Genomic DNA, 13,830 nt, shown 5'->3' with positions numbered 1-13,830 from the left:
CGACCGCGGGTGGTTTCAGGTCCCGATCATTCCCGTGACCGCGCCCACCGGATCCGCGTCCGCCTCTCCCTCCGGCCACCAGTCGTCTTGGCCCGGCTCGCTGCGGTACGGGTACCAGCGGCCGTCTCTGCCGTAGCGGAGTTGGAGGGAGCCGGAGGCGTTGGTGAGGTGGTTGTGGTGGATCGTCATGCGGGGGAGGTCTGCCGTGATGAGGGCGCCCCTGGCTCGGTCGAAGGGGCCCGCCGGCGGGTCCCAGGGGGATTCCAGGACCGCCAGGCCTTCCTCGCCGCCCTGGCGCCAGGCCGCCGCGGCGCGGGCCAGGTCGGCGGGGGTGTGGCCCACCGATCGGGCGAGCTCGGCGAACTGGCGGCTGAAGCTGCGGCGGCCCGTGAGGCCGGGGTGCGACGCGGCGAGGCGGACCGCGTCGTACCAGGGGTCGGCGGTGGGGAAAGGGTCCGCGCCGGTGGTCAGGTACGCGTGGGCCCGGCTCGCCGTGTCCGTGGCCAGGAACTCCAGGGATGTGGGGTCGGGGGCGCCGGGGAGTGAGGGCAGCAGCGGGGGTTCGCCCTGGTGGGTGGGGGGTGGGAGAGGGGCCGGGAGCGGCGGGCGGTAGGTCGTGGACAGGACGTCCCTGGCCAGGGTTCCGGGGAGCGTCTCGGCACGCCCGCCCTGCGTGGTGGCGGACTGCTCGCGGGCCGCCTGGTGCGCGTTGCGCTGGGCCAGTTCGTCGAGGAGCGCCTGCTCGTCGCCGCCGCGCAGGAGGAGGAGTACGAAGGCGTCGGCGTCCAGGAGTCTGGCCGTCTGGTAGGTGAGCGCTGCCGCGTGCTTGCAGGGGCGGCCGTGGTCCGGGCAGGTGCAGGAGGGGATCAGGTCGCCCGGCCCCGGGAGGAGTTGGACACCGGAGCGTTCCGCCGCGTCCACCAGCGCGTGCGGCATGTCCTTGTCCAAAAGCGCCGCGATGTGCGCCGGTTCCGTGGCCACCGCGTCCAGGAAGTTGTCCCAGTCCTCCGGCGTCAGGGTGCGCATACGGATCTCGGCACGGTACGGGCGCGGCCTGCTGCCGTGCACGTACGCCACGATGCGGCCCGGCGCCACCGTGATCGTGTCGACGTGCCCCTCCCTGGCGTAGGCCCGCCCGCGCGCAAGGCGCCCCGCGTCCAGCGAGGTCTCCTCCAGCGCACCGATCCAGGCGTTGCCCCACCAGGAAGTGGCGAACGGGGCGTGGGGATCGGGGTGTCGGGGCAACGGAGGGAAGACACGCCCGGCACCTGCGGCGCGGCTGACGGCGGCACGGCTGACGGCGGCACCACTGACGGGCGCGCGGCCGGCGGTGGCCGCTCCGGGACGGCGGTCGGCTCCACCCGAACCGCCCCCGCCGCCACGGCCCTTACCCCCGCCGCCCTCGCCCCCACCGCGCACGCCCCCGCCCCTCACGACGCCCTCCGCAACGACACCAGGTCCGCCAGTTCCGCGTCCGAGAGTTCCGTCAGGGCCGCCTCTCCGCCGCCCAGTACCGCGTCCGCCAACGCCTGCTTGGCCGCGAGGAGTTCGGCGATACGGTCCTCGACCGTGCCCTCCGTGATCAGGCGGTGGACCTGGACAGGCTGGGTCTGGCCGATGCGGTAGGCGCGGTCCGTGGCCTGTTCCTCCACCGCCGGGTTCCACCAGCGGTCGTAGTGGATGACGTGGCCCGCTCTGGTGAGGTTCAGGCCGGTGCCCGCCGCCTTCAGGGAGAGGAGGAACACGGGGGCCTCGCCCGACTGGAAGCGGTCCACCATCTCCTGCCTCCGCTGCACCGGCGTACCCCCGTGCAGGAGCTGGGTGCCGATACCGCGCGACGCGAGGTGCGTCTCCAGGATGCGGGCCATCTCCACGTACTGCGTGAAGATCAGGACCGCGCCGTCCTCCGCCAGGATCGTGTCGAGGAGTTCGTCGAGCAGTTCCAGTTTCCCCGAGCGGGAGCGGGCCCCTCGTCCCCCCACGCCCCCGCGTCCCACGATTTCCCCGTCCTTCAGATACTGCGCCGGGTGGTTGCAGATCTGCTTCAGCGCCATGAGCAGCTTCATGACCAGGCCCCTGCGCGCGATGCCCTCGGACGCCTCGATGCGGGCGAGTGTCTCGCGCACGACCGCTTCGTAGAGCGACGCCTGTTCGCGGGTGAGCGTGACCGGGTGGTCCGTCTCCGTCTTCGGGGGGAGTTCGGGCGCGATGCCCGGGTCGGACTTCTTGCGGCGCAGGAGGAAGGGCCGGACCAGGCGGGCGAGGCGCGCCATCGCCTCGTCGTCCTCGCCGCCCTCCACGAGGCGGGCGTGGCGCGCGCGGAACGCCTTGAGCGGGCCCAGCAGACCCGGTGTCGTCCAGTCGAGCAGCGCCCAGAGCTCGGAGAGGTTGTTCTCGACCGGCGTGCCGGTGAGCGCCACCCTCGCCGCGGAGGGGATCGTGCGCAGCGCCTTCGCCGTCGCCGCGTGCGGGTTCTTCACGTGCTGCGCCTCGTCCGCCACCACCAACCCCCAAGGCAGGGCGGCAAGTTCGGTCGCGCTCGTACGCATCGTTCCGTACGTCGTCAGGACGAAACCGCCCGACAGGTCGCCGTCGAGGCTGCGTCCCGTGCCGTGGAAGCGGCGCACCGGCACTCCGGGCGCGAACCGCTCGATCTCCCGCTGCCAGTTGCCGAGCAGCGAGGCGGGGCAGACCACCAGCGTCGGTTCGGGGCGGGCCCGGTGCAGGTGGAGGGCGATCAGGGTGACCGTCTTGCCGAGGCCCATGTCGTCGGCGAGGCAGCCGCCGAGGCCGAGCGACGTCATCCGGTCCAGCCAGGCGAGGCCCCGGAGCTGGTAGTCGCGGAGGGTGGCGGCGAGCGCGGGCGGCGGGTCTACGGGGCGCAGGTCGTCGGTCAGGCGCTCGCGGAGGCCGGCCAGTGCGCCGATCGGGACCGCATCGACCCGCTCGCCGTCCACCTCCGCGACCCCGGTCAGGGCGACGGAGAGCGCGTCCACCGGGTCCAGCAGACCGAGATCCCTCTTGCGCGCCTTGCGTACGAGTTCGGGGTCGACCAGAACCCACTGGTCACGGAGGCGTACGACCGGCCGGTGGGCCTCCGCCAGGATGTCCATCTCCGCGTCGGTGAGGGGCCCGCCCTCCCCGTCACCCGAACCGTCGGCGGGGCCGAGCGCCAACTGCCAGCGGAATTCGAGGAGTTGCTCGGTCTTGAAGAAGTCGAAGTTGTCGGCAGCGGTGCCGGGCGCGGGACGTACGACAGCGGCCGCCGTGAGGCAGCGGGTCAGCTCGCGGGGCCAGTGCACGGCCACGCCCGCCGCGCCGAGCCTGGTCGCCGCCACGCCGAGGAGTTCGTACAACTCGCTCTCACCGAGCGGCAGTACGTCAGGGACCGGACGTTCCAGAAGACGGGCGAGCGGCTGCCATACGCGGGCCGCGCGCCGCACCGCGAGGAGCGTGTCTACGCGGGCGCGAGGGCCGAAGTGGTCTGCCCCGGACCAGAGTTGGGCGGCGTCCGCGACGAGGGTGGGGTCGGCGAGGCTGTGCACTTGTACGACGGCTGCCGCGGGGCTCGCCATGCTTTCCCGGGGGCCGCCGTCGGCCTCCCGTGCGCCTGCCTGACCGCCCTCGCGGTCACCGGGCGTGGCGCCCTCGCGGTCACCGGGCGTGGCATCGGGTAGGCCGTGGTGACGGGGTGCGGCATCCGGCGCGTCGTGGCCATGGGGAGCGGCATCCGGTACGTCGTCCGAAGCCCTTTCGAACACCTCGTGCGCCTGGAGATCGAGCCGCAGCGACACCCGCACCCCCGCGTCCATCCCGGCCGCCACTTCCGCGGCCCACTCCCGCGCCCCCGGCAGCCGCTGCGGCTCCCGCGCCGCGAAGGGCGCGCCGACCGCGTGCGCCGCGGCGGGCGTACGCGGCAGCGTGTCCACTACGGCATCGACGAACGCCCTGACCAGGGCGAACGGCTCGGGGAGCAGGAGCGGCCTGCTCCCCGGCAGCGGTACGGCGTGTGCCTCCGCCGGCAGCGCGGCGGCGATCCCCCGCAGCTGCGTGACGTCGGCGGCGTCCAGCGGCCCGGCGCGCCACGCGTCGAGGTCGCCGCCGGTCAGACCGGGCAGCAGCCTGCCCCGCGCGGCCAGGTGCAGGGCGTGCCGGACGGCCGCGGCCCAGCAGGCCACCGCCGGGTGCGCGGGTCCGGCACGCAGCAGGAGCGCGGCGGCTTCGGCCACGGGCAGGATGAGTGCGGGGACGGTACGTGTACGGACGCCCTTGCCGTGCGGGCGTACGACGGCGATCTCGCTCTCGGTGGCGCCGGGGAGCCCGCCCGCGTCAGCCCCGCCCGCGTCAGACCCTCCCGCATCAGCCGCGGGCCCGTCCCCCTTGTCGGCCCCCGCCCCGGCAAGCCCCGCCGGGAGCTTCCCCTCCGGCGCCCAGAAAGCGACCCGCCCCTCCCGCGGCACCGCGCCCGGCAGGAAGACGGCGGCGCAGGAGCGTACGAGCTCTCCGACCCGCTCGGCAGCGGGCCCGGCAGCGGCCCCCGTAGAAGCGGAGGACCCAGACCCAGACCCAGACCCAGACCCAGACCCAGACCCAGCAGCGGCAGAAGGCGAAGCAGAAGAAGCAGAAAAAGCGGAGTCCGCGACGCCCCTGACCACCACCTTCACCACCTCGCTCACCCTGCGTCACTCACATGCCGCCCCGCACACCATTTCCACCCGCCAGCCTAGGCCAGCCGTTCCGGAACGAAATTCGGCTGCGCGCCAAAGCCCCCTCCCTCAAGATCAGGCCCATGACTACTTCTCGCCGCACCGTCGTGCCCACCCTCTTCCCGCCGCCCGGATACGCCCATGCCGCCCTCGTGGAAGCAGGCACCAAGCTCGCCTTCATGGCGGGCTCCGTGCCACTCGATCCCGAGGGGAATCTCGTGGGGGAAGGTGACGTGGTACGCCAGACCGAGCAGGTCATCGCCAACCTCGACGAGGCCCTGCGCGCGATCGGCAGCGACTTGACGCAGGTGGTGGCCAGCACGGTGTACGTCGTGAGCGACGAGCCGGGGCCGCTGAGCGAGGCCTGGGAGGTCGTCCGCGCGTCCGACCTGCTCGCGAAGGGCCCGCACACCTCTACGCTGCTCGGCACGACGTGCCTCGGCTACACCGGCCAGCTGGTGGAGATCACCGCCACGGCAGTGGTCCCGGACCCGCGCCCCTAGCCCCACCCCCCGGCCGACCCGGCCGCCCCCGTATCCCCTACTCCCGAGCTGGCTACTCCGAAGCCGGCTGCTCCCGGGCCCTGCTCGCGAGCCCCAGCGCGTACTCCGGCCACCACTCCCCCGCCCGCGGCCCGCCCCGGCAGGTCCCGTCGGACTCGCCGGGCCGCTTGATCCACAAGTAGGCGTCGAGCGCGGGGTCGCCGGTGGCGGTGGTGGGCGGGGTGCCGAGGGCGCGGCCGGGCGGGTTGCACCAGGTCTCGCCGCCCTCGCCGATGTAGGGGCCGTTGCCGTTGCGGCTGCTGTCCACGACGAAGTGCTTGGCGCCGCCGAGCGCTCCGGCGAGGCGGTGTCCGTAGGCCGTACTCTCCGCGTCCGTGCGGTAGTTGGAGACGTTCAGCGCGAAGCCGTCGGCCTTGTCGATCCCGGACCGGCGGAGCGGGGCGAGCAGGCGCTGCTCGTCCGGGATCCAGCTGGAGTTGCCCGCGTCGAGGTAGACCTTGGTGTTCGGGCGCGCCTTGATGCGGTCGACGGCGTGGGCGAGCAGCCCGTACCGCTCCTCCGCGTCGGCCTTCGCGCAGCCCGTGACCTCCTGCGCGACGGCGTCCGGTTCGACGACGACGTACGCGGCGCGGTCGCCGATGCCGGCGGCGAACTCGTCGATCCACCGGCGGTACGCCGCCGCGTCCGCCGCCCCGCCTCCGGAGTAGTCGCCGCAGTCGCGGTCCGGGATGAAGTACGCGACGAGCACCGCGGTCTGCCCCGCCGCGGTGGCCGCTTCGGTGACCGCGCGGACCACCGGGCCCGGCCCGGGGCTGTGCAGCCACACGGCTTGGGGCCGGCCCGCGATGCGCTCGATGAGCCGGGCGTCGGCGGCCCGCCCCTGACTCCGCCAAGCGGTGACCTGCCGAGCGGCGGCGCTGTCCGGTTCCACCCAGAAGCCGCCACCAGGACCGGCGGCCACCCGGTCACCGCCCCGCGACACGGCCCCGCCCGCCTCCACCCCGAAGGACGCCGCAGCCAGGCCGAGCAGCAGCGCGACGGCGAGGAACCGGGACAGGCGGGGACGAGCACCACCGAGGCGGGGACGAGCACCACCGACACGGGACCGGACCAGGCCCACGCCACCCCCGCCCACGCGGAACCGCACCACACGGACCCTGCCCGCGCGGCCCCCGCCCGCACGGAACCGAACCAGCCCCCGCCCCCCACCCCCACATCGGAAACGGCGGCCAAAGTGACGGAAGGGCGGTCGCGGCACCGGGCGCCTCCTGTTGCTCGGCGCCGGACCGGACCGGCGCTTTCACCGGAGTCTGCGGGCGCCCGGCCCCGCGCGGCTCCGTACACCCCCGGTCCGGCGCCGGTTCACCCGGAGAATCACTCCGACGGCCGCGTCCAAGTGCGGGCCTTGGGCAGGGGTTTGGCGTAACCGCCGACGCGGCTCGTGGTCAGGCCGAGGCCTACGAGTGACTCGGCGAGCTTCACCGCGGCGGCCACACCGTCGACCACGGGCATGTCGAGGGCGGCGCCGACCTTCTCCTGCAGCCCCGTCATCCCGGCACAGCCGAGCACCAGCACCTCGGCCCCCGCGTCGCGGGCCCGCTCGGCCGCGGCGAGGAAAGCACGGACGGTGACCTCCGAGTCGCCGAGGTCGAGGACCCCGAGCCCGGTCCCCACCACGGCGGCGCAGTTCTGCGCGACGCCCGCCGCGTGCAGGCTGTCCTCGATCTGGCCGCGCGCCCGGTCGAGGGTGGTGACGACGCCGTAGCGCCGCCCGAGCAGGCAGGCCAGATGTGCGGCGGCCTCGGTGATGTCGACGACCGGCACGTCCAGGAGCTCCCGGGCACCCTCGCGTCCGTGCTCGCCGAAACCGGCCATGACCACGGCGTCGTACGGCTCCTCGTGTCCGCGCAGGGTGTCGAGGACGGCGGCCGCCGAGAGGTAGCTGTCGAGCCACCCCTCCGCTGACTGCGGACCCCACGCGGGGGTGAGCCCGGTGATGGTGGTGCCGGGGGCCGCCGCGTCCCGGGCGCCGCGCACGATCTCCTCGGTCATCGTCCGTGTCGTGTTGCAGTTGGTGACGACGATGCGCACTAGCCCTCCACCTCGACCGCGGCGTCGGCGTCGGCGTCGGCGTCGGCGTTCATCCGCTCGGCGCGGCACAGCGCCGCGTACAACAGCGCGGCCGTCGCCGTACCGATGAACCAGGAGTACGGCGCGACGTAGTCGAAGAACGGCACGAGCGCGCACACCGCGGCGAAGCCGGCCGTCGGCAGGAAGGCCCCGAGCGCCTTCGGATTGACGCCCCTCTTGTAGTAGTACGGCGATCCCGGTGCGGCGTTGAAGAGCGCTTCGGCGTCGATACGGCCGCGCTTCACCCAGAAGTAGTCGACCGCGATGATCCCGAACAGCGGTCCGAGGAAGGCTCCGAGGCCGCCGAGGAAGTAGTTCACGACGGTCGGGTTGGAGTAGAGGTTCCACGGGGTGACGAGCAGGGCCGCGACCGTGGAGATGATCCCGCCGATCTTGAAGGTGATCTTCTGCGGCCAGACGTTGGCCAAGTCGTACGCGGGCGAGACGAAGTTGGCCACGATGTTCACGCCCATCGTGGCGACGGCGAAGGTGAGCGCCCCGAAGATGAGGACCCAGGTGTTGCCGATCTCGGCGACCAGTTCGGCGGGGTCGGTGATGGCCTTGCCGAAGACCTCCAGGCTGCCCGCGGTGACGACGACGGAGAGGATCACGAACGCCGTGGAGTTGATGGGCAGGCCCCAGAAGTTGCCGCGCTTGACGGTGCGGTAGTCGGGGGCGAAGCGCGAGAAGTCGCAGAAGTTGAGCATCAGCGTGCCGTAGGTGGCGAGGATGAGCCCGATGGCGCCGAACCACTGCCGCACCTGCTCACCGGTGGAGACCGGGTTCGGGGTGCTGGTGAGGGAGATCGTCCAGCCGGCCTTCCAGAGGATCCAGACGGCGAGGGCGATCATCACGACCCAGATGGCGGGCCCGCAGAAGTCCTGGAACTTCCGTACGGATTCCATGCCTTGGGTCATGATCAGCCCTTGTACGAGCCAGAGGGCGACGAACGAACACCAGCCGAGGGCGTGCAGGCCGAGGAAGGAGTGCTCGGTCCACGCGTCCAGGCCCGGGAAGGCGGCGATGAGCATGACGTTGACCGCGATGGAGGCCAGATAGGTCTGGATTCCGTACCACATGATGGCGATCACGGCCCTGATCAGGGCGGGGATGTTGGCGCCCCAGACGCCGAAGCTGATGCGGCTGACGACGGGGAAGGGCACGCCGTGGCGCTGGCCGATGCGTCCCATCATGTTCATCCCGGCATAGATGAGCACGAAGCCGACGAGGAGCGAGGTGAAGATCTGCCAGACGTTGAGGCCGAGGACGAGCAGGCCGGCCGCGAAGGTGTAGTTGCCGAGGTTGTGGACGTCGGACATCCACAGGGCGAAGAGGTCGAAGACCTTCCACTTGCGTTCACCGGTGGGGGCGAGGTCTTCGTTGGTGAGGCGGGGGTCGGGCACGAAGTCGGTCGCGGCGCCCGGGGCGTCGGCGCGCTGGGTGAGGGACACGGGGCCTCCTGCGGGGAGTTCCTGCGAAGGGGGACGGAGGTGCGGCCTGCATGGGGACAGCCGGAGTGCGGCACGCTTTGGTATACCAAAGTTTGGTATACCAAAGATTCCGTCATGTTCCCGCTCTCAAGGGCGCCCGGCAATGTCCATGCGGTTACGAATCGGTAAATCGACGCGGGGGTCGGCGATGATGGACGCCATGACGACCGTGGAACAGCCGCTGGCCGCCGTACGCGAACGTGTGCTCGCCGAGCTGCGGCAGGAGATCATCGCCGGACGCCTCGGGCCCGGCGACCGCCTCGTCGAACGGGAGCTCGCGGAGCGTCTGGGGGTGTCCAGGGTGCCCGTCCGCGAGGCGATCCGGGCCCTGGTCGCCGAGGGTTTCGTCACCTTCGAGACCCCGCGCAGGACCGTGGTCCGCCGTCTCACCCGCACCGACGTGACCGAACTCTTCGAGCTGCGCGAGGCGTTGGAGGTCTTCGCTGCGGGCCGGGCCGCGCAGCGGGCCACGCAGGAAGGCCTCGCGGAACTGTCCGACCTGCTCGACAGCGCGGCCGAGGCGACGCGCACGGCGGACGGCGAGGCGATCACGGACATCAACACCCGCTTCCACGACCGCATCCTTGCGATGGCGGGCAACAGCCTGCTGACCTCGGTCATGGAACCGGTCGACGGCCGCCTCCGGTGGATGACGCGACGCAACGAGGAGTGGACACATCTCCTCGCGGAACACCGGGAGCTGTACGAGGCGGTGGCCTCGGGTGACGCGGACCGCGCCCGGAACGTGGCACTGACCCACGTCAAAACCAACTACCGCTCCACGGTCCGGCACCTCTTCGACGAGGACCAGGACTAGCGCCCGGTCCCCGGGACGGCCTCGGACGCCGGGTTACGAGGCCCGCAGCCCCCGCATCCGCCCGTACGCGTACACGCACCCCGCGAGTGCCAGGTCCGAGAGCAGCATGAAGCCGATGGAGTACGAGTCCTTCGCGCTGTAGATCGCGCCCATGACCAGGGGCGGGACGAAGCCTCCCAGGCCGCCCATCGCTCCCACGATGCCCGTCACGGATCCGACCTGGGCCTGCGGTGTCACCTGCGAGACGAGGGCGAAGACGCTGCCGCTCGCCGTGCCGAGTCCCGCGGCCATCACGAGGAGGCAGATCGTGCCGCCCGGCGTCAGCCCGGGTTCGAAGGCCTGCACGATGGCGAAGAGAGCGACGACGGCCAGCGCGACCGAGGTGACCGTCGCCGGGTGGATCCGGTCGGACAGCCAGCCGCCGATCGGCCGGAAGACGACCGTGACCAGCGCGAACCCGGCCGCCTTCGTGCCCGCGTCGGTGGGCGAGAGGTCGTACCAGGTCTTGAGGTAGGTGGGCAGGTAGACGCCGAAGGCCACGATGCCGCCGAAGCCGATCGCGTACAGCGCGGAGAGTTCCCACGTCACCCGCAGCCGTCCCGCCTCCCCGAGGCGGGTCGTGAGCGGGCTCGTCGGCACGGGCCGGTCGGGCCTGTCGGTGATCAGGAGGGCCGCGAGCACCGCGAACGCCGCGAGCGCGATCGCCACGATCAGGAACGGCAGGTTCTCGCCGTGCTTGGCGATCCGCGGCGTGAAGTACCCGGAGAGCGCCACGCCTCCCATGCCCATGCCGAAGACCCCGAGTGCGAAGCCCCGGTGCGCGGGCGGGAACCAGGAGTTGACCAGCGGGATGCCGATCGCGAACGTCGTCCCGCCGAGGCCCAGCAGAAACCCGACGGCGAGCATGGCGACGTAGCTGCCCCTGGCCGGGATGATCAGCAGCACCGGCACGATGGTGAGCGCCGAGACCAGCGGGAACATCAGCTTGGCGCCGTAGCGGTCGGTGAGCGCGCCGACCGGAACGCGGCCGAGCGACCCGACGATGACCGGCACGGCGACGAGCAGCGACTGGGCGAACGAGGAGAGCCCGAGCCGGTCCTGGAAATCGCTGCCGAGCGGCGCGATCAGGTCCCACGCCCAGAAGGTGAGGGTGAACCCGATGGTGGCCACAGCGAGATTGCGGTAGGCGGCGGCCGAGGGCCTGGCCGCCGCCGCGGCCGGTGAGTTCGTTGTCATGTGAGAGCCGCTCCAAGCGCCACAAAGGCGCAGATGAGTACGAAGAGGATGGCGAGCAGCGGCCAGACGAAGCGCAAGTACTTGTCGTAGCCGACCTTGGCGAGTGCGACGCCGCCGATGGTCACGGCAGTGGTCGGCACCCACAGATTCATCCAGCCGCTCGCCGCCTGCCACGCCGTGACGACGACCGAGCGGGAGACCCCGGCGAAATCGGCGAGCGGGGCGAGGATCGGCATGGCGAGGGTCGCGTGGCCGGAGGTGGACGGAATGAGGAAGGCGAGCGGCAGGTTCACGACGAAGACGATGACCGCGAAGAGTCCGGAGGACGTGCCTTTCACCACGCCCTCGATGGAGTGCAGGACGGTGTCGGTGACCTTCGAGTTGTTCATGATCACGGTGACGCCGCGGGCGAGCACGATCACTAGGGCGGGCGAGATGAAGTCGGCCGCGCCCTGGATGATCGTCGAGCTGAGCTTCTGCTCGCCCATCCGCGCCACGCACCCGACGAGCACGGCCGCGACGAGGAAGAGCGCCGCCAACTGCGGGAAGGACCAGCCGAGTTCGAAGCCGTACGGCGTCGCGTCCACCTTGCCCGTCAGCGCGCTCGACCAGGGCACCACCGAGAAGATCATGAAGGCGAAGACCAGCGCGACCAGGACGAGCACGGCCTTGTGCAGCCCCGTCAGCTCCGGCACCTCGCCCGCGTCGGCGGCGGTCTGCTCACGGTCGCCGGGCAGGAAACCGGTGAGGGAGCGTTCCGGATTCTTCTGTACGCGCTTCGCGTAGCGGATGACGTAGGCGATGGTGACCGCGGTCAGGACGACCCACATCACGAACCGCAGCACGATGCCGTCGCCGAGCGAGATGTCCGCGGCGGAGGACGCCACTCCGGTCGCGAACGGGTTGACCGTCGAGCAGAGCACGCCGATCCCCGCGCCCGGGATGATCGCGCCGACCGCGACCATGCGGTCATAGCCGAGGGCCAGCATCAGGGGCACGATCAGGCCGTAGAAGCCGAGCGTCTCCTCCGCGAAGCCCTCGACCGTGCCGAGGACGGCGAAGACGAGCATCACGCCCGCGATCAGCATGGCGCCGCGCTCGCGCAGCCGGTGGGCGAGGCGGCCGATGCCGCGGTCGAGGGCGCCGGTGGCGAAGACGACGGTGATGAACGCGCCGATGGCGAGCACGAACAGGAACACGCCCGCGCTGCCGTACAGCTCTCCGGCCATGTCGGGCCCGACCAGGCCCGACTTCTCGTCCTGGATTCCGTACAGGCCGTTGACCGGCGCGAGGAAGAGGTCGTTGAGCCGGTCGACGAAGCTCTGACCCGAGTCGACACGGTGGTAGCTGCCCTGGACGGGGGCGCCCTTGTCGTTGCGGTCGTACGCGCCGGACGGAATGAGGAAGGCGAGCAGCCAGACGGCCACGGTGACGATCGCGAGGATGGCCAGAGCGCTGGGAAAGGTGAACTTCCTTCTGCGCTGCGGCTCTTGAGTGTCGGGGTCGGTCGAGGTGGCGCTCATGCGGGGCGCTCCCCGGCGGTATTGCCGCCCCGGAAGTCGGCGGCGAACTCACGCACGAAGGCGGCCATGGCGACGACCGTGTTGCGCAGCTCGGAGAGGAGGACGCGCTCGTTCGGGGCGTGCAGGTTGCACATGCTGTCCTGGGCGCCGAAGAGCAGGACCTCGGCGCCGGGCGCCGCCTTCGCGAGACCGTTGACCAGGGGGATGGAGCCGCCGGTCGCCACGTACGAGGCTTCCTCGCCCCAGGCCTCCTTGAGCGCGGTGCGTGCGGCGCGGTAGGCGGGACCGCCGGTGGCCGCCTCGTAGCCGGGTCCCGTGTCACCGGGCGTGACGGTGAGGTGGACGCCGAACGGAGTGAGCGAGCGCAGATGATCGACCAGCCTCCCCTGCGCCTCCCTCGCGTCCTGGCGGGGGTGGAAGCGCAGGTTCAACTTGGCGCGTGCGTACGGCACGACGGCTGACGCGGCATGCTCGACGCCGGGCGCGTCGAGGCCGACCACCGTGATGGCGGGGCCGCTCCACAGCCGCTCGCCCAGACTCCCGCTGCCGACGAGCGGCACGCCCTCGCGCACACCGGCGAGCGAGCGGAACTCCTCCTCGGTGTAGCTCGTGCCGCTCCAGTCCTCGCGCCGCAGCCCCTCGACGGCGACGTCTCCGTGTACGTCATGGAGGGTGGCCAGGGCCTTGATGAGCACGAGCAGCGCGTCGGGCGCCGCGCCCCCGAACTCCCCGCTGTGGCGCGGCTCGTCGAGGGTGCGCACCTCCACGACGACCTCGGACGCGCCGCGCAGGGCGGTGGTGAGAGTCGGGGTGCCGGGGCGGAGGTTGCCGAGGTCGGCGACCACCATGGCATCGCAGGCGAATCGCTCCGGGTCGGTGGGCGGATATTCGTCGAAGGCGCTGCCGTACTCCTCCTGGCCCTCGATGACGATCTTGATCCCGACCGGCGGCCGGCCGCCGTAGGCCCGCAGCATCCCCAGGTGCGCGATGACGTTGGACTTGTCGTCCGCGATGCCGCGGGCGCGCAGGCCCCCTTCGACCGGGGTCGGCTCGAACGGCGGCGACTTCCACAGGCTCTCGTCGCCGGGCGGCTGGACGTCGTAGTGGCCGTAGAGCAAGACCGTCGGCGCGTCGGGGGTCGGCGGCGGGATCTCTCCGTAGATCACGGGCGCGGTGTCCGGCAGGTCGAGCCGCTCGACGGTCTCCAACCCCGCTCCGCGCAGCAGCTCGACCAGCAGATCGTGCGCCTCTTGGACCGGTGCGGCCGGGAAGCCGGGGAAGGCGATCGAGGGGATCGCGGCGAGCCGTTCGAGGTCGGCGCGCAACGTGTCCATCAGATCGTCGACGGTGGCTTCGAGCTTCATCGGCTGCATCCCTCGGTATCGTCCAGCTTTGCGGAGATCAGCCCGAATTATCGGACTCAGA

General features: G+C 71.9%; 10 protein-coding genes. 2 read left to right on the top strand and 8 right to left on the bottom strand.

All coding sequences use genetic code 11. The features are described 5' to 3' along the window. Window positions 1–15: 15 nt before the first annotated feature. Entirely contained in the window at window positions 16–1,245 is a 1,230-nt protein-coding gene (locus tag IE226_RS22950; protein WP_229871481.1) for an SWIM zinc finger family protein, read from the bottom strand. A gap of 185 nt (window positions 1,246–1,430) precedes the next feature. Further along, entirely contained in the window at window positions 1,431–4,460 is a 3,030-nt protein-coding gene (locus IE226_RS22945; RefSeq protein ID WP_373307014.1) for an SCO1167/SCO6262 family helicase, read from the bottom strand. Window positions 4,461–4,789: 329 nt separating this feature from the next. Between IE226_RS22945 and IE226_RS22940 the strand changes: the two genes are divergently transcribed. Further along, the gene (locus IE226_RS22940; protein ID WP_190083207.1) at window positions 4,790–5,209 is read left to right on the top strand and encodes a RidA family protein; all 420 of its coding nucleotides are present in this window, start codon (window positions 4,790–4,792) and stop codon (window positions 5,207–5,209) included. Between the two features lie 52 nt (window positions 5,210–5,261). Here the strand turns inward: IE226_RS22940 and IE226_RS22935 are convergent, their stop codons facing one another. The 3 genes from IE226_RS22935 to IE226_RS22925 form a co-directional block, all read right to left on the bottom strand. Continuing rightward, window positions 5,262–6,266 (bottom strand): glycoside hydrolase family 6 protein, encoded by a 1,005-nt coding sequence (locus IE226_RS22935; protein ID WP_190083398.1) that lies wholly within the window; start codon window positions 6,264–6,266, stop codon window positions 5,262–5,264. A 317-nt stretch (window positions 6,267–6,583) separates the two neighbouring features. Then, a complete protein-coding gene (locus tag IE226_RS22930) occupies window positions 6,584–7,300 on the bottom strand; it encodes an aspartate/glutamate racemase family protein (protein WP_190083206.1) in 717 nt (238 codons plus the stop codon). Further along, a complete protein-coding gene (locus IE226_RS22925) occupies window positions 7,300–8,790 on the bottom strand; it encodes an NCS1 family nucleobase:cation symporter-1 (protein WP_190083205.1) in 1,491 nt (496 codons plus the stop codon). Before IE226_RS22925 ends, IE226_RS22930 begins: the two co-directional genes overlap by 1 nt. Window positions 8,791–8,989: 199 nt before the next feature. On the opposite strand from IE226_RS22925, the gene IE226_RS22920 reads away from it, so the two are divergent. After that, window positions 8,990–9,646, top strand: coding sequence for a GntR family transcriptional regulator (locus IE226_RS22920; protein WP_373307013.1), 657 nt, complete (start codon window positions 8,990–8,992; stop codon window positions 9,644–9,646). A 33-nt stretch (window positions 9,647–9,679) separates the two neighbouring features. Here the strand turns inward: IE226_RS22920 and IE226_RS22915 are convergent, their stop codons facing one another. From IE226_RS22915 to IE226_RS22905, 3 genes are read right to left on the bottom strand one after another with little or no spacing between them, the layout of a single operon-like run. After that, window positions 9,680–10,882 carry an MFS transporter gene (locus IE226_RS22915; RefSeq protein ID WP_190083204.1) on the bottom strand — a complete coding sequence of 401 codons (1,203 nt, stop codon included), beginning with the start codon at window positions 10,880–10,882 and terminating at the stop codon, window positions 9,680–9,682. Further along, on the bottom strand, window positions 10,879–12,405 hold the full coding sequence (locus IE226_RS22910; RefSeq protein ID WP_190083203.1) for a YfcC family protein: 1,527 nt from the start codon (window positions 12,403–12,405) through the stop codon (window positions 10,879–10,881). The genes IE226_RS22915 and IE226_RS22910 overlap by 4 nt, the downstream gene beginning before the upstream one ends. Then, window positions 12,402–13,769 (bottom strand): M20/M25/M40 family metallo-hydrolase, encoded by a 1,368-nt coding sequence (locus IE226_RS22905; RefSeq protein WP_229871479.1) that lies wholly within the window; start codon window positions 13,767–13,769, stop codon window positions 12,402–12,404. Before IE226_RS22905 ends, IE226_RS22910 begins: the two co-directional genes overlap by 4 nt. Window positions 13,770–13,830 lie beyond the last annotated feature (61 nt).

It is taken from the genome of Streptomyces longisporoflavus, assembly GCF_014649775.1.
GTDB lineage: Bacteria > Actinomycetota > Actinomycetes > Streptomycetales > Streptomycetaceae > Streptomyces > Streptomyces longisporoflavus.
This window is presented reverse-complemented; position numbering and strand designations above follow the sequence as displayed.

Excerpts from the sequence above, each read along its gene's own strand:
- IE226_RS22905 (WP_229871479.1), bottom strand. The coding sequence starts at position 13,769 with ATGAAGCTCGAAGCCACCGTCGACGATCTGATGGACACGTTGCGCGCC.
- IE226_RS22915 (WP_190083204.1), bottom strand. The coding sequence starts at position 10,882 with ATGACAACGAACTCACCGGCCGCGGCGGCGGCCAGGCCCTCGGCCGCC.
- IE226_RS22910 (WP_190083203.1), bottom strand. The coding sequence starts at position 12,405 with ATGAGCGCCACCTCGACCGACCCCGACACTCAAGAGCCGCAGCGCAGA.
- IE226_RS22940 (WP_190083207.1), top strand. The coding sequence starts at position 4,790 with ATGACTACTTCTCGCCGCACCGTCGTGCCCACCCTCTTCCCGCCGCCC.
- IE226_RS22920 (WP_373307013.1), top strand. The coding sequence starts at position 8,990 with ATGACGACCGTGGAACAGCCGCTGGCCGCCGTACGCGAACGTGTGCTC.